Genomic DNA, 15,359 nt, shown 5'->3' with positions numbered 1-15,359 from the left:
CCGACACATGCCACTGATGCCCGGGCTGGCATGCTTCCCCCATTCCTCCTGACGCCATCGCGCATGAATCCCACGCCGTTCACGACATTGCTGATCGCCGCGGCGCTGCTCGCCGCCCCCGGTCATGCGCAGGAGCGCACGCCGCCGGCAGCGGCCGATGCGCCGGCGGCGACCGGCATCGAACTCGCGACAGCGGAGTGGAATCCACCGCCGCTGGAGCCGTTCGTCGCCACCTACCAGGCCTTCTACAAGGGCAAGGAAGCCGGCGACGCCACCATGCGCGTCGTCCACGGCCAGGGCCCGCAATGGCGCGTGGACATGTCGGTGCACGCCCGCCGCGGCTTCGTCGGCGTGCTGGGGCTGAACCTCGAACAGAGCACGGTATTCAACAAGGAAGGCGACACCTACGTGCCGCTGAGCCAGAGCACGGTGCGCAAGGGCCTGTTCCTGGGCAAGAAGGTCACCGGCACCTACGACTGGGCATCCGGCAACGCGCAATGGAGCGGCGACCTGAAGAAGGAACGGCGCCAGCCCATCGCCCTGCAGCCCGGCGACCAGAGCGCGCTGCTGATCAACCTGGCGCTGATGCGCGACGCGCGCCCGGGGCGGGCGCTGCAATACCGCTACGTCGACGTCGGCCGCCTGCGCCAGCACGAGTACCGCGCCGCCGATGCCACCGAGATCGTCCAGGTGGGCGACCTCAGCTACGACGCGCTGCGCGTCTACCGCACCAACGGCGGCAACGACGAAACCATCCTGTGGATCGCCAACGGCGTGCCGACCCCGGTCCGCATCCTGCAACGCGAGGACGGCGAGGACACCATCGACCTGCGCCTGATCGAATACCAAGGAGCCTGAACCATGAAGACCCTCACCCGCACGCTTTCGCTCGCCGCTGCCGCCGCGCTGGCCCTCGCCAGCCTGCCCGCCCTGGCGCTGGAACCGTTCAAGGCCGACTACCGGGCCAGCTACATGGGCATGCAGGCCAACGGCGTGATGACGCTGGCGCCCGAAGGCGACAAGTGGCGCTACAGCCTGCAGGTCAAGAACCAGCTGGCCGACCTGAGCCAGAGCACCGTGTTCGAGGAGCACGACGGCAGGCTGCGCCCGCTGACCAGCCACGACAGTTCGGTGCTGCTGGTGAAGAAGCGCAAGGTCGACGCGCGCTACGACTGGAAAAGCAAGCAGGCCACCTGGACCGGCGACATCAAGCCCGACCGCAGCGGCCCGGTGGCGCTCAAGAGCGGCGACATGGACGCGCTGCTGATCAACCTGGCCATCGCCCGCGACCTGGCCGCCGGCAAGCCGCTGAACTACCGCATGGTCGACGAGGGCCGGATCAAGCCGATGTCCTACAAGGTGGTGGGCCAGGACACCATCACCATCGACGGCCAGTCGCGGCAGGCCACCAAGGTCTCGCGCACCGACGGCCGCAAGGAACTGATCGCCTGGATCGTGCCGGACATGCCGGTGCCGGTGCGCCTGCTGCAGCGCGAGGACGGCAAGGATGCGCTGGACCTGACGATCAAGTCGCTGCACTGATCGACCCCGCCCATGCCGGAAACAGGAATGCCCGCTTGCGCGGGCATTTCCATGTCTTGCGTGGCGGGCGCTCAGGGCTGCCCGGCTTCCTTGAACACCGTGCGGCAGTCCACCCGGATCTGTTCGCCGCTGCGACGCCAGCTGAAGGTACGGCAGTGGCGGTTGCCTTCCTGGGCGTCCTCCACCACCACCGCATGGAACGCCTGCAGCACTTCGCTGCGGCTGACGGTACCGTCGCCGTCCCAGTCCATGTCGCGGCTCTCCAGGCCACGGGTGATGGCGATGCCGCTGAACCAGGCATAGCCCAGCCAGGCCAGCACCACCAGCACGATGATCAGCAGCGCCTTGCGCCGGCGGGTGAAACCGCCACGCAGGATCATGCGATCCTCCGGATGCTGGCACCCAGCGAACCGAGCTTCTCCTCGATGTTCTCGTAGCCGCGATCGAGGTGGTAGATGCGGTCGATGATGGTATCGCCCTGCGCCACCAGCCCGGCCAGGATCAGCGAGGCCGAAGCGCGCAGGTCGGTGGCCATCACCGGCGCGCCGCTCAGGCGCTCGGCGCCGCGCACGATCGCGGTGTGGCCTTCGACCTGGATGTCCGCGCCCAGCCGCAGCAGTTCGTTGACGTGCATGAAACGGTTCTCGAAGATCGTCTCGTTGATCACGCCCACACCCTCGGCCACGCAGTTGAGCGCCATGAACTGCGCCTGCATGTCGGTCGGGAACGCCGGGTACGGCGCGGTCACCAGGTTCACCGCACGCGGCCGCTTGCCGTGCATGTCCACGGTGATGCTGTCCTCGCCGGTCTCGATGCTGGCGCCGGCCTCGCCCAGCTTGGCCAGTACCGCATCCATGGTGTCCGGGCGCGCATTGCGCACGGTCACGCGGCCGCCGGTCATCGCCGCGGCGACCAGGAAGGTGCCGGTTTCGATACGGTCCGGCAGCACCGCATGGCGGCCACCGGACAGGCGCTCGACGCCTTCGATCACCAGCCGCGCGGTGCCCAGGCCCTCGATCTTCGCGCCCAGCGCGATCAGGCAGTGCGCCAGGTCGGTGACCTCCGGCTCCATCGCCGCGTTCTCCAGCACCGTGGTGCCTTCGGCCAGCACCGCGGCCATCAGCACGTTCTCGGTGCCGGTCACGCTGACCATGTCGAAGGTGAAGCGGCCGCCCTTCAGGCGTTCGGCGCGGGCCTTGATGAAACCGTTCTCGACGCTGATCTCCGCACCCAGCGCCTGCAGGCCCTTGATGTGCTGGTCCACCGGCCGCGAGCCGATGGCGCAACCGCCGGGCAGCGACACCTCGGCCGCGCCGTAGCGGGCCAGCAGCGGTCCCAGCACCAGGATCGAGGCGCGCATGGTCTTGACCAGCTCGTAGGGCGCCACATGCTGGTCCACGGTACGCGGGTCGACCTCGATCGCGCTGCCGCGCGACAGCGTGCCCTGGTCGATGGTCACCTTCGCCCCCAGCTCGCCGAGCAGCTTCACGGTGGTGATCACGTCGTGCAGGTGCGGCACGTTGGTGATCTCCACCGGTGCGTCGGCCAGCAGGGTGGCGCACAGGATCGGCAGCACCGCGTTCTTGGCGCCGGAAATGTTCACTTCGCCGTGCAGCGCATTGCCGCCGGTCACTACGATTTTGGCCATACAGTCGGGTTTCGCGGATTCGGGGGAGGAGGTGGCGTTCAGCCGGCTTCGGCCGGGGTGACGGTCTTCAGCGCCAGCGCGTGGATGGCGCCGCCCATCAGCTCGCCCAGGGTGGCATACACCATGCGGTGCCGGGCCAGCGGCAGCTTGCCGGCGAACGCCTCGCAAACCACGGTGGCCTCGAAATGCACGCCATCGTCGCCCTGCACCTGGGCGCGGGCCCCCGGCAGGCCGGTTTCGATCAGATTGCGGATGGTCTCGGCGTCCAACGGGCTTTCCTAATAAAATGAACTCCCATTCTACTATCCGACCGGCGCCCACATGACCGTTTCGCCCCTTCCTTCCGGTACCCTAGGCAGCACCGGCCTGATCGCCAGCGGCCGCCGGGTCTTCGAGATCGAGCGCGACGCGCTGGTCGCGGTCGGCGACCGCATCGGCGATGCCTTCGAGCGGGCCTGCCGGCTGGTCCTGGATTCGCGCGGGCGGGTGGTCGCCACCGGCATGGGCAAGTCCGGGCATATCGCCCGCAAGATCGCCGCCACCCTGGCCTCGACCGGCACCCCGGCGTTCTTTGTCCATCCCGGCGAGGCCGGCCATGGCGACCTGGGCATGATCACCGAAGCCGACGTGGTGCTGGCGCTGTCCTACTCCGGCGAGTCGGACGAAGTGCTGATGCTGCTGCCGGTGCTCAAGCGCCAGGGCAACCCGCTGATCGCGATGACCGGCCGCCCGCAGTCCAGCCTGGCCGTCGCCGCCGACGTGCACCTGGACGTCAGCGTGCCGACCGAGGCCTGCCCGCTGGCGCTGGCGCCGACCTCCAGCACCACCGCCTCGCTGGCGATGGGCGACGCGCTGGCGGTGGCGCTGCTGGACGCGCGCGGCTTCACCGCCGACGACTTCGCCCGCTCGCACCCGGCCGGCAGCCTCGGCCGCCGCCTGCTGCTGCACATCACCGACGTCATGCACAGCGGCGATGAGCTGCCGCGCGTGTACGACGATGCCAGCCTCAGCCAGGCGCTGATGGAAATGAGCCGCAAGCGGCTGGGCATGACCGCCGTGGTCGACCGCGACGGCCACCTGGTCGGGCTGTTCACCGACGGCGACCTGCGCCGCGCCCTGGACAGCGACCTGGACGTGCGCAGCGCGCGGATCGCCGAGGTGATGACCCGCCAGCCGCGTACCATCGGTGCCGACCAGCTGGCGGTGGAAGCGGCAAGGCTGATGGAAACCCACAAGATCAACGGCCTGATCGTGGTCGACGACCAGAACCATGCCGTCGGCGCCCTCAACATTCATGACCTGTTGCGGGCGAAAGTGGTTTAACACCCGCACCCCGCGCGCCTACCCCCAACGGACCTTCCCGCCCGATGCCCCACTCCCCGCTCGCCGATTTCCCGTCCGACCTGCTCGCCACCGCCGGCAACATCCGGATGGCGTGCTTCGACGTCGACGGCACCCTCACCGACGGGCGCCTTTACTACGACCATGACGGCAACGAGAGCAAGGCGTACTACGTGCAGGACGGACTGGGCCTGAAACTGCTGCAGCAGCACGGCATCCACCCGGTGCTGATCACCGCGCGCAACAGCCAGTCGGCGCTCAGGCGTGGCGCCGACCTCGGCATCGACACCCAGATCGCCGTCGGCGACAAGCTGGCCAGCGTCCGGGCGCTGTGCGCCGCGCGCGGCATCGGCCTGGAGCAGGTCGCCTTCATGGGCGACGACCTGCCCGACCTGGCGCCGCTGTGCGTGGTCGGCCTGGCGGTGGCCCCGGCCAACGCCCACCCCTGGATCGCCGAGCGCGTGCACTGGCACACCCGCGCCCGCGGCGGCCAGGGCGCTGCCCGCGAGTTGTGCGACGTGCTGCTGGCCGCACAGGGCAAGCTCGACGCGGTGCTGGCGGGGTATTCGCCGTGAGCTGGCGCAGCGTCCTCGGCATCGCCTTGCTGCTGGCGGCCATCGTCAGCGGCTGGTCGGCGTGGCAGCAACGCGACGCGATCACCGTGGCCGCCACCGACGAAGGCAGCTCGGACTACGTGCTGCGCGATTTCGAGATCATCGCGCTGGACGAACAGGGCAAGGAATCGACCACCCTGCGGGCACCGACGATGGAACGCAGCCGCAGCGACGAAACCATGACCATCGACCAGCCGCTGTTCCTGCTGCCCGACCGCGACGGCCGCCACTGGCAGCTGCGCGCCAGGACCGGCTGGGTCAGCGCCAAGGGCGAGGAAATGCGCCTGCGCGGCGACGTCAGCGGCGACAGCCCCAGGGACGGCGACATCCCGGTGACCACGTTCCGCACCCAGAGCCTGGACGTGTTCCCCGAACGCAACCTGGCGCGCACCGACGACAAGGTCACCATGACCCGCCCGGGTATCATGCAGACCGGCGTCGGCTTCGAGGCCGACCTCAAGTCCAGCCAGTACAGACTCCTTTCCCAGGTCAAGACCCGCTATGAACCGAATGCCGCCCGCTAGGCTCGCGCCGATCGCACTGCTCGCCGCCCTGCTGCTGCTGCCGGGCATGGCGCTGGCCAAGAGCTCCGACCGCAACCAGCCGATGACCATCGATTCCACCAACAGCGACTGCAACATGGTGGGCGACAACGGCCGCTGCCAGTTCAGCGGCAACGTGATCATCGTCCAGGGCACCCTGGAAATCCACGCCGATACCGCCGACGTGCAGCAGAAGGACGGGGAAGCGGACCGGGTGATCCTGCGCGGCAAGCAGGCCACACTGAAGCAGCAGATGGACGACGGCACCACGATGAATGCCCGTGCCGACAACATGGACTACAACATCGGCACCGAGGTCATCGTGCTGACCGGCAACTATCACGTCGAATCCCAGCGCGGCTCGAATTCCGGCCAGCGCATGGTCTACAACACCCGTACCGGCAGCATGCAGAGCGGCGGCGACGGCACCCGCGTGCGCACCGTGATCCAGCCGAAGAACAAGGCGGCAGCCCCCGCCGGCAAGGAAACCAAGTAATGCTGGTCGCCGAAGGCCTGCGCAAGCGCTACAAGAAGCGCGAGGTGGTGCGCGAATTCGGGCTCACGCTCGATGCCGGCGAAGTGGTCGGCCTGCTCGGCCCCAACGGTGCCGGCAAGACCACCTGCTTCTACATGATCGTCGGCCTGGTCGAGGCCGATGCCGGCCGCATCGTGCTGGACGGGCGCGACATCACCGCCGACCCGATGTACAGCCGCGCCCGGCTCGGCGTGGGCTACCTGCCGCAGGAGCCGTCGGTGTTCCGCAAGCTCACCGTGGCCGACAACATCCGCCTGGTGCTGGAACTGCGCGACGACCTGGACGAGGCCGGCCGCGAACGCGAGCTGTCATCGCTGCTGGACGAACTGCAGATCGGCCACGTCGCCGACCAGCTCGGCGCCAGCCTGTCCGGCGGCGAGCGCCGCCGCTGCGAGATCGCCCGTGCGCTGGCCGCCAAGCCGCGCCTGATCCTGCTCGACGAGCCCTTCGCCGGCGTCGATCCGATCTCGGTCGGCGAGATCCAGCGCATCGTCACCCACCTCAAGCAGCGCGGCATCGGCGTGCTGATCACCGACCACAACGTCCGCGAAACCTTGGGAATCTGCGACCGCGCGTATATCCTCAACGAGGGCAGCGTACTGGCGCAGGGGGCACCGGAGGAACTGCTGGCCAATACCGACGTCCGCCGCGTCTATCTCGGGGATACCTTCCGACTCTAGATTCCTGCGGCCGCCCCGTCACGCCCCTCCTTACCGGCACAGGCATGAAAGCACGGCTGCAGACATCGATGGGACAGCACCTGGTCATGACGCCGCAGCTGCGTCAGGCCATCAAGCTGTTGCAGATGTCCAGCGCCGAACTGGACGTCGAGATCGCCGAAGCGGTGGAGACCAACCCGCTGCTGGAATGGGCCGAGAACGCCGAATCGCCCCCCGGCGAGACGGAAAGCCGCACCGCCGAGGAAGCCGCGCCCGGCCAGGAGCAGGAACCGTCCGGCGACGACTGGACGCCGGACGATTCCGAGTGGAGCCACGCCGGCGGCGGCGGCGGTTCCTTCGACGATGACGACAACGGCAGCGCCGCCGAACGCGTGGCTGAGCAGGAAACCCTTGCCGACCACCTGCTGTGGCAGCTGCACCTATCGCACCTGTCGCCGCGCGACCGCAGCATCGGCGCCGCCCTGATCGACGCGCTGGACGAGGACGGCTACCTGCGCGAGCCGTTGTCGGCGATCGCCGAGACCCTGCTGCCGGACATCGTCGCCGGCGAGGACGAGATCCTCACCGTCCTGCACCAGATCCAGCGTTTCGACCCGGTCGGCATCGGCGCGCGCACGCTGGGCGAATGCCTGCAACTGCAGCTGGACGTGCTGCCGGCCGACACCCCCGGACGGGCGCTGGCCGGCGTGATCGCCGCAGGCCCGCTGGAACGGCTGCCACGCAGCGGCGCCGCCGGGATCGCCCACGACCTCAAGCAGCCGCTGGAACAGGTGGAAGAAGCCATCCAGCTGCTGCGCTCGCTGGACCCGCGCCCGGGCAAGCAGCTGGGCGAGCTGTCCTCCGATACCTACGTGGTGCCCGATTGCGTGGTCTGGCGCCAGCGCGGGGTCTGGCGCGCGGCCCTGGCCGGCCATGCCGGGCCGCGCGTGGTCATCCACCGCGGCTATGAGCAGATGATCCGCAGCTGCGGCGAGAGCGACGCCAGCTACCTGCGCAGCCAGCTGCAGGAGGCGCGCTGGCTGCTGAAGAGCCTGGAGGCCCGCGGCGAGACCCTGCTGCGGGTGGTGCGCTGCCTGCTGCAGCAGCAGGCCGGCTTCCTCGAGTTCGGTGAACAGGCGCTGCGCCCGTTGACCCTGCGCGAGGTGGCCGGCGAACTGGGGCTGCACGAATCGACCATTTCCCGCGCCATCGCCCGCAAGTACGTGCGCACCCCGCGCGGCACGCTGCCGCTGAAGGCCTTCTTCGCCTCCGGGATCGATACCGACGGCGGCGGCGAGGCTTCCAGCACCGCCATCCAGGCCATGATCCGGCGCCTGATCGAGGCCGAGAACCCGCGCAAGCCGCTTTCTGACGCCAAGCTGGCCGAGATGCTCAAGTCCTCCGGAATACCGGTGGCGCGCCGCACCGTGGCGAAGTATCGTGAGGCCATGAACATTTCCGCATCCCACGAGCGTGTACGCATCGCCTGAGCGCGCAAGGCTGCGGGAAGGTTCATGGCAACCCCGACCCAAAGGAGGTACCCGATGCGCATCGAAACGTACGGCCAGCAGATCGAAGTCACTCCCGCCCTGAAGGAATACGTGGAGACCAAGCTGCAACGCCTGGAGCGGCACTTCGACCAGCATTGCGAAATCCGCACCCAGCTGTCGGTGCGCAAGCCGGACCACCACGTCGTCGCCACCGTCAACCTCCCCGGCCGCACCCTGCATGCCGATGCCAGCGGCCAGACCATGTATGCGGCGATCGACCTGCTGGCCGACAAGCTGGACCGCCTTGTGATCAAGCACAAGGAAAAGAATCTGCCCCACGCCCCCCATGCCCTGCGCGACAATGGCGAGTAGACGCCACCGCCAGACCCCGACATGCCCCTGACTGACCTTCTGGTGGCCGTGCGCACGCAAGTGCTCGCGGCCGCCGACCGCGACAGCACGCTGCTGGCCGCCGCGCAACTGCTGGCCTGCCGCCAGGCCGGTACCGAAGACATCTACCAGAGCCTGCGCCAGCGCGAGACGCTGGGCAGCACCGCCATCGGCCACGGCATCGCCATTCCGCATGGCCGCGCACCCTCGCTGGACCGCCCCCGCGGCGCCCTGCTGCGGCTGCTGCAGCCGGTCGATTTCGGCGGCGACGAACCGGTCGACCTGGTGTTCGCCCTCGCCGTTCCCGCCCACTACACCCACCAGCACCTGATGCTGCTGTCCGAACTGGCCGAACTGTTCTCCGATGCCGGCGTGCGCGCGGCGCTGCGCGCCACCAGCGACAGCCGCGCGCTCAGGCAGATCCTCGAATTCCCGCCCCGGACCAGCGCCGCATGAACACCAGCATCACCGCCCGCGAACTGTTCGACCAGCAGAAAGACAAGCTCGCCCTGCGCTGGGTCGCCGGCCAGGAAGGCGCGCAGCGCGAGCTGGAAGCCGGCAACACCGTCTCGCGGCGGCCGTCGCTGGCCGGCTATCTCAATGCGATCTACCCGAACAAGGTGCAGATCCTCGGCACCGAGGAACTGTCCTGGCTGGACTCGCTGGATTCGCGCCAGCGCTGGGAGACCATCGAGCGGATCATGCAGTCGCACCCGCTGGCGCTGGTCATCACCAAGAACCAGTCGTGCCCGGAGGACCTGCGCGCGGCGGCGGACGAATCGAACACCCCGCTGTGGATCTCGCCCAAGCGCGGCCACGAGCTGCTCAACCACCTCTCCTACCACCTGGCGCGCACGCTGGCGCCGCGGGTGACCCTGCACGGCGTGTTCATGGAGATCTACTCGATCGGCGTGCTGATCACCGGCGAGGCCGGCTCGGGCAAGAGCGAACTGGCGCTGGAACTGCTCAGCCGCGGTCATCGTCTTGTCGCCGACGATGCGCCAGAATTCACCCAGATCGCCCCGGACGTGCTCGACGGCACCTGCCCCGAGCTGCTGCAGGACCTGCTGGAGGTACGCGGCCTGGGCGTGCTCAACGTCCGCCAGATGTTCGGCGACACCGCCGTCAAGAAGAACAAGTACCTGCGCCTGATCGTGCACCTGACCAAGCCGATGACCGAACCCACCCCGCACGGCTACGAGCGCCTGACCGGCGACTCGGGTACCCGCCACGTGCTGGACCTGGACGTGCCGCTGATCACCCTGCCGGTGATGCCCGGCCGCAACCTGGCGGTGCTGACCGAAGCGGCCACCCGCCTGCACATCCTGCGCACCAAGGGCATCGACCCGGCGGCGATGTTCATCGCCCGCCACAGCAACCTGCTGGAACGGCGCACGCCATGAACCGGAGCGCCGCACCGATCCTGGTCATCGTCAGCGGCCTGTCCGGCTCGGGCAAGTCGGTGGCGCTGAAGACCTTCGAGGACCTGGACTACTACTGCTCGGACAACCTGCCGGTGAACCTGCTGCCGGACTTCGTGCGCAGCGTGCTGGGCGAGCGCGACGCCGACACCCCGCGGCGGCTGGCGGTCGGCATCGACGTGCGCGGGCGCAGCGACCTGAGCCAGCTGGCGCGCTGGCGCCAGGCCGCGCAGGAATACGGGATCGAGGCGCAGCTGCTGTTCTTCGAAGCCGACGACGAGGCCCTGCTCAAGCGCTACGCCGACACCCGCCGCCGGCACCCGCTCAGCCACCTGGGCCTGTCGCTGCCCGAAGCGATCGTGCGCGAGCGCGAGCTGACCGCGCCGCTGCGGCGCGAGGCCAACCAGGTCATCGATACCAGCGGGCTCAACGTCCACCAGCTGCGGCGGCGGATCGTCACCGAATTCGCCCTCAGCCAGGGCAACAACCTGTCGTTGCTGTTCGAATCGTTCGCCTACAAGCGCGGGGTGCCGGCCGAGGCCGACTTCGTGTTCGACGCCCGGGTACTGCCCAATCCGCACTGGGACCCGGACCTGCGGCCACTGTCGGGGCGCGATCACGGCGTGCGCGAGTACCTGGAAATCCAGCCGGAGGTGATCCTCTACACCGAGCAGCTGACCGGTTTCCTCGACACCTGGCTGCCGCGGCTGCGCAACGACACCCGCAGCTACGTCACCGTCGCCTTCGGCTGCACCGGCGGCAAGCATCGTTCCGTCTACCTGGCCGAACGCATGGCCCGGCACGCACGCGAGCAGGGCTGGCCCGAGGTGGCCACGTTCCACCGCGAACTGGACTGAGCGGCGGCGGCCGCGCATCCGCGCCGCGATTGGTGGCCGCGGGCCGCGGACTGAGGCGGCAGCTGCAGGCGCGGGCCGACGCGCCTGTCATCGAGGTGCCCGACGGCGGTTGCGGCGCGTATCCCGGTCCCCGCCGAAGGCGGCTGTTGCCGCCACCAGATTCCCGGCAAATGACGGCCGCCGGCTGGCACAAGGCAGCAGGCACGCGGAGTATCCACTGCTGCTGAATACGGAACACATCAGGGTCGTCACCCTGCTATCGCAGGTTCATCGCGACCTGTTAACGTTTCACGATGACCTGTGGCATTCTCCTCGTAACCCATCCCGGAATCGGCGCGGCCCTGCTGGACGTGGCGACCCGGTTGCTGCGGCAACTGCCGCTGAAGACAGAAGCTTTCGAAGTACCGTTCGACGCGGACCTGGATTCGCTGCTGCCCCAAGCCTCGGCCGCCTTGCGCCGGGTGGATGGCGGCGACGGCGTCCTGATCCTGACCGACCTGTACGGCGCCAGCCCGAGCAATCTGGCCGACCGGTTGGCCCGGCTCGGGACCCCGGTGAGACGGGTGGCGGCACTGAGCCTGCCGATGCTGCTGCGGGTGATGAATTATCCGGAACAGGGACTGGATCAACTGCCTGCGACTGCTGCCGCAGGCACCCGCAATGGAGCGATTGTCGACGATGCTTGAACGCGAACTCACCGTATCGAACCGCCTCGGGCTGCACGCCCGCGCCACCGCCAAGCTGGTGCAGCTGCTGTCCGGTTTCCGCTGCAACGCCACGCTGGTGGCCAAGGGCCGCGAGGTCAACGCCAAGAGCATCATGGGCGTGATGCTGCTGGCCGCCGGCCAGGGCACGCCGGTGACGGTGCGGGTGGAAGGCGAGGACGAGGCCGCGGCCATGGAAGCGCTGGCGGCGCTGTTCGAACGCCGCTTCGACGAGGACAGCTGATGCCAAGGGCACGGCCATCGCTCCGCCTGCGCGCCCCGTCGCCGGGGAGGGGCTGATGTCCGTGCGCCTGTCCGGGCATGGCGCCTCGCGCGGCAGCGCGCTGGGCCGTGCCCGGGTACGCCTGCCGCATGCGCTGGAGGTGGCCGAGCAGCGCATCCCTGCCGCCAAGGTGCAGGACGAGCTGCGCCGCCTGCACCAGGCCGTGGATGCCGCCCGTGCCGAGATGCACCAGCTGCGCCACCGGCTGCAGGGCGCCCTGCCCCGCGACGTCGGCGAGTTCCTCGACCTGCACGCGCTGCTGCTGGACGATCCCGAACTGCTGTACGGCCTGGACGAACTGATCCGCAGCGGCCGCTACAGCGCCGGCTACGCGCTGCGCCTGCAACGCGACCGCCTGGCCAAGGTCTTCGACGGGATGGAGGACGCCTACCTGAAGAGCCGGATGGACGACCTGGACCACGTCATCGGCCGCATCCACGCCTTCCTGCAGAAGCGCCCGCCGGACGTGAAGGGCCTGGCCGGCGAGATCCTGGTCTGCGACAACATCGCCCCGTCGGAACTGGCGCAGCTGCAGGCGCAGGGCGTGGTCGGCATCGTCACCAGCGCCGGCAGCACGCTGTCGCACAGCGCCATCCTCGCGCGCAGCCTGCACCTGCCGCTGGTGGTGGGCGCGGCCAGCGCGCTGCAGAAGGTCAGCGACGGCGACGTGCTGATCGTCGACGGCGGCAGCGGCGACGTCACCATCGATCCCGCCCCGGCGGACCTGCGCAACTACCGCCTGCGCCTGCGCGAGCTGGCCCGCGAACAGCGCGACCTGGGCCGCCTGCGCTCCAAGCCCACCCGCACCCGCGACGGGGTGGACATCACCCTGCTGGCCAACGCCGAATCGCATGACGACGTGTCGCAGGCCCACGCGATGGGCGCGCACGGCCTGGGGCTGTACCGCACCGAGTTCCTGTTCCTGCAACGCAACGAGCTGCCGGACGAGGAAGAACAGTTCCGCATCTACCGCGACACCGCGCTGGGCATGAGCGGACGCCCGGTCACCATCCGTACCCTGGACCTGGGCGCGGACAAGGCCGACCGTACCGGCCTGACCCTCAGCAGCGAGGAGAACCCGGCGCTGGGGCTGCGCGGCGTGCGCCTGTCGCTGGCCCGGCCGAAGGTGGCCGACACCCAGCTGCGCGCGATCCTGCGCGCCTCCGGCTACGGTCCGGTACGCCTGCTGATCCCGATGGTCAGCGCGCGCGAGGAGATCCTCGCCGTGCGGCGGCGGCTGGCCAGGGTGGCCGCCGCGCTGCGCGCCGAAGGCCACGAGATCGCCGAGCACCTGCCGATCGGCGCGATGATCGAGGTGCCGGCCGCGGCCATCGCGCTGGAGAGCTTCATCGACCTGGTCGACTTCCTGTCCATCGGCACCAACGACCTGGTGCAGTACCTGCTGGCGGCCGACCGCAACAACGAGGCCGTCGGCGAGCTGTATTCGCCGCTGCATCCGGCCGTGCTGCGGCTGCTGGCGCAGGTGATCGCCACCGGCCAGGCCCATGGCAAGCCGGTGGCGGTATGCGGCGAGATCGCCGGCGACCCGCAGCTGACGCCGCTGCTGCTGGCGCTGGGCCTCACCGAGTTCAGCCTGCACCCGGCCACGCTGCTGGAAGTGCGGCGCACGATCCGCGACAGCGACCTGTCGCAGCTGCGCGCGCGCGGCCGCAAGCTGCTGCAGGCCCGCGACCGGCGCGGCATCGAACGCTGGATCGCCAGCATCGACGCGGCATAGCGCCCGCCGCCGGAGACGCGTCGCGGTGACACAAAAGCGGTGCATCATCGGACCGCGCACGCGATAATGACGCGCTGACCACCTCTGCTGCCGCATCCTCGCCGGATAGCGGCCTTTTATTTTCCCCGGGGAGCTGCGCATGGCCGAAGCCGTACGCCACGACAAGACTGCACGCCAGCTGCGACTGCTCTCGGATGCGCTTGATAGTGGTCGGCTCGGGCCGGTACGCCGTCTGGTCAACACGCTGGCGCCGGCGGAAATCGGCAACCTGCTCGAGTCGCTGCCGCCGGGCAAGCGCGAGGTGGTGTGGGGCCTGGTCGATCCGGAAGACGACGGCGAGGTGCTGGTCCACGTCGGCGACGAGGTGCGCGAGAGCCTGCTCGCGGACATGGACCCGGACGAGATCATCGCCGCGGTCGAAGACCTGGACATCGACGACCTGGCCGACCTGGTCGAGGACCTGCCCGACACCGTCATCGACGAAGTGCTCAAGTCGATGGACCGCGAGAACCGCGAGCGGCTGGAGCAGGTGCTGTCCTACCCGGAGGACACCGCCGGCCGCCTGATGAACCCGGACGTGGTGACCGTGCGCGCCGACGTCAACGTCGACGTGGTGCTGCGCTACCTGCGCCTGCGCGGCGAACTGCCCGACCACACCGACCACCTGTTCGTGGTCAGCCGCCGCCACCAGTACCTGGGCCGGGTGTCGCTGGCATCGCTGGTCACCCACGAGGACTCCACCCCGATCAACCGGCTGATCGACGACGAGCAGCCGGCCATCGACGTGGGCGAGAGCGCGCAGGAAGTGGCGCGGCAGTTCTCCGACCACGACTGGATCTCGGCGCCGGTGGTGGACGACAACAACATCCTGCTCGGCCGCATCACCATCGACGACGTGGTCGACATCATCCGCGAACAGGCCGAGCACCAGGCGCTGGGCGCGGCCGGCCTGGACGAGGAAGAGGATCTGTTCTCGCCGATCAAGCGCGCCGTGCGCGGCCGCGTGGTGTGGCTGGGCATCAACCTGTGCACCGCGTTCCTGGCGGCCACGGTGATCGGCCAGTTCGAGGTCACGCTGGAGAAGATCGTCGCGCTGGCGGTGCTGATGCCGATCGTCGCCGGCATCGGCGGCAACGCCGCGGTGCAGGTGCTGACGCTGATGGTGCGCGGCCTGGCGCTGGGACAGGTGGGCCCCAGCAACGCCCGCATCCTGTTGTGGAAGGAAACCCGGGTGGCGCTGATCAACGGCGTGCTGATCGGCGGCATCGTCGGCCTGATCGCCTTCGTCTGGTTCGGCAGCTGGCTGCTGTCGCTGGTGATCGCGCTGGCGCTGGTCATCAACTTCTGCGCCGCGGCGCTGTCCGGCGTGCTGCTGCCGCTGATGCTCAAGCGCATGAACGTGGACCCGGCGGTGGCCGGCACCGTGGTGGTCACCGCGGTCACCGACGTGATGGGCTTCTTCAGCTTCCTCGGCCTGGCCACCGTGATCCTGCTGCACTGAACGGCCAGCCGGGATGCGCCGGCGCACGACGTCCTGCGGAACCGCGCGGCGGCCCCGGGAGACGCCATGGCTGCCGGAACGGCATCCACCGGCG

The 15,359-nt window shown here is 69.3% G+C and carries 19 protein-coding genes; 16 read left to right on the top strand and 3 right to left on the bottom strand.

Annotation, left to right across the window (positions count from 1 at the left end; translation table 11 throughout):
• Positions 1–63: 63 nt before the first annotated feature.
• Together OK345_RS06550 and OK345_RS06545 are read left to right on the top strand one after the other, a co-directional pair.
• Positions 64–858: a DUF3108 domain-containing protein gene (locus OK345_RS06550; RefSeq protein ID WP_265127117.1), complete on the top strand. Its 795-nt coding sequence runs from the start codon at positions 64–66 to the stop codon at positions 856–858.
• 3 nt (positions 859–861) lie between these two features.
• Complete coding sequence (locus tag OK345_RS06545) at positions 862–1,542, top strand: DUF3108 domain-containing protein (protein WP_265127116.1); 681 nt, start codon at positions 862–864, stop codon at positions 1,540–1,542.
• Positions 1,543–1,613: 71 nt separating this feature from the next.
• Here OK345_RS06545 and OK345_RS06540 read toward each other — a convergent pair whose 3' ends face one another.
• Genes OK345_RS06540 through OK345_RS06530 form a run of 3 tightly spaced genes read right to left on the bottom strand, consistent with a single transcriptional unit; the run spans position 1,614 to position 3,459 of the window.
• Positions 1,614–1,922 carry an EF-hand domain-containing protein gene (locus OK345_RS06540; RefSeq protein ID WP_265127115.1) on the bottom strand — a complete coding sequence of 103 codons (309 nt, stop codon included), beginning with the start codon at positions 1,920–1,922 and terminating at the stop codon, positions 1,614–1,616.
• The gene (murA, locus tag OK345_RS06535) at positions 1,919–3,190 is read right to left on the bottom strand and encodes a UDP-N-acetylglucosamine 1-carboxyvinyltransferase (RefSeq protein ID WP_265127114.1); all 1,272 of its coding nucleotides are present in this window, start codon (positions 3,188–3,190) and stop codon (positions 1,919–1,921) included. The genes OK345_RS06540 and murA overlap by 4 nt, the downstream gene beginning before the upstream one ends.
• Before the next feature lie 38 nt (positions 3,191–3,228).
• Entirely contained in the window at positions 3,229–3,459 is a 231-nt protein-coding gene (locus OK345_RS06530; protein ID WP_265127113.1) for a BolA family protein, read from the bottom strand.
• A 52-nt stretch (positions 3,460–3,511) separates the two neighbouring features.
• Here OK345_RS06530 and OK345_RS06525 point away from each other — a divergent pair, with 52 nt between their 5' ends.
• The 14 genes from OK345_RS06525 (at position 3,512) to mgtE (ending at position 15,265) form a co-directional block, all read left to right on the top strand.
• The gene (locus OK345_RS06525; protein ID WP_265127112.1) at positions 3,512–4,513 is read left to right on the top strand and encodes a KpsF/GutQ family sugar-phosphate isomerase; all 1,002 of its coding nucleotides are present in this window, start codon (positions 3,512–3,514) and stop codon (positions 4,511–4,513) included.
• Between the two features lie 44 nt (positions 4,514–4,557).
• Positions 4,558–5,106: a KdsC family phosphatase gene (locus tag OK345_RS06520; RefSeq protein ID WP_265127111.1), complete on the top strand. Its 549-nt coding sequence runs from the start codon at positions 4,558–4,560 to the stop codon at positions 5,104–5,106.
• Positions 5,103–5,669, top strand: a complete 567-nt coding sequence (gene lptC / locus OK345_RS06515) for an LPS export ABC transporter periplasmic protein LptC (RefSeq protein ID WP_265127110.1) — start codon at positions 5,103–5,105, stop codon at positions 5,667–5,669. The genes OK345_RS06520 and lptC overlap by 4 nt, the downstream gene beginning before the upstream one ends.
• Positions 5,647–6,183, top strand: a complete 537-nt coding sequence (gene lptA / locus OK345_RS06510) for a lipopolysaccharide transport periplasmic protein LptA (protein WP_265127109.1) — start codon at positions 5,647–5,649, stop codon at positions 6,181–6,183. The genes lptC and lptA overlap by 23 nt, the downstream gene beginning before the upstream one ends.
• A complete protein-coding gene (gene lptB, locus OK345_RS06505; RefSeq protein WP_265127108.1) occupies positions 6,183–6,902 on the top strand; it encodes an LPS export ABC transporter ATP-binding protein in 720 nt (239 codons plus the stop codon). The genes lptA and lptB overlap by 1 nt, the downstream gene beginning before the upstream one ends.
• Before the next feature lie 44 nt (positions 6,903–6,946).
• Positions 6,947–8,371, top strand: coding sequence for an RNA polymerase factor sigma-54 (locus OK345_RS06500; protein ID WP_265127107.1), 1,425 nt, complete (start codon positions 6,947–6,949; stop codon positions 8,369–8,371).
• Between the two features lie 54 nt (positions 8,372–8,425).
• A complete protein-coding gene (hpf, locus tag OK345_RS06495; RefSeq protein ID WP_265127106.1) occupies positions 8,426–8,743 on the top strand; it encodes a ribosome hibernation-promoting factor, HPF/YfiA family in 318 nt (105 codons plus the stop codon).
• 21 nt (positions 8,744–8,764) lie between these two features.
• Positions 8,765–9,217, top strand: a complete 453-nt coding sequence (locus tag OK345_RS06490) for a PTS sugar transporter subunit IIA (protein ID WP_265127105.1) — start codon at positions 8,765–8,767, stop codon at positions 9,215–9,217.
• Complete coding sequence (gene hprK / locus OK345_RS06485; protein WP_265127104.1) at positions 9,214–10,164, top strand: HPr(Ser) kinase/phosphatase; 951 nt, start codon at positions 9,214–9,216, stop codon at positions 10,162–10,164. Before OK345_RS06490 ends, hprK begins: the two co-directional genes overlap by 4 nt.
• Positions 10,161–11,039 carry an RNase adapter RapZ gene (gene rapZ, locus OK345_RS06480; protein ID WP_265127103.1) on the top strand — a complete coding sequence of 293 codons (879 nt, stop codon included), beginning with the start codon at positions 10,161–10,163 and terminating at the stop codon, positions 11,037–11,039. The genes hprK and rapZ overlap by 4 nt, the downstream gene beginning before the upstream one ends.
• Before the next feature lie 293 nt (positions 11,040–11,332).
• The gene (locus tag OK345_RS06475; RefSeq protein ID WP_265127102.1) at positions 11,333–11,725 is read left to right on the top strand and encodes a PTS sugar transporter subunit IIA; all 393 of its coding nucleotides are present in this window, start codon (positions 11,333–11,335) and stop codon (positions 11,723–11,725) included.
• The gene (locus OK345_RS06470) at positions 11,718–11,987 is read left to right on the top strand and encodes an HPr family phosphocarrier protein (RefSeq protein WP_265127101.1); all 270 of its coding nucleotides are present in this window, start codon (positions 11,718–11,720) and stop codon (positions 11,985–11,987) included. Before OK345_RS06475 ends, OK345_RS06470 begins: the two co-directional genes overlap by 8 nt.
• 55 nt (positions 11,988–12,042) lie before the next feature.
• Positions 12,043–13,764, top strand: a complete 1,722-nt coding sequence (gene ptsP, locus OK345_RS06465) for a phosphoenolpyruvate--protein phosphotransferase (RefSeq protein WP_265127100.1) — start codon at positions 12,043–12,045, stop codon at positions 13,762–13,764.
• 139 nt (positions 13,765–13,903) lie between these two features.
• Positions 13,904–15,265, top strand: coding sequence for a magnesium transporter (gene mgtE / locus OK345_RS06460; RefSeq protein ID WP_265127099.1), 1,362 nt, complete (start codon positions 13,904–13,906; stop codon positions 15,263–15,265).
• Positions 15,266–15,359 lie beyond the last annotated feature (94 nt).

The sequence above is a fragment of the Xanthomonas chitinilytica genome (assembly GCF_026107455.2).
Lineage (GTDB): Bacteria > Pseudomonadota > Gammaproteobacteria > Xanthomonadales > Xanthomonadaceae > Stenotrophomonas > Stenotrophomonas chitinilytica.
The sequence above is the reverse complement of the archived record's forward strand: the minus strand, read 5'-3'. Positions and strand labels throughout refer to the sequence as shown.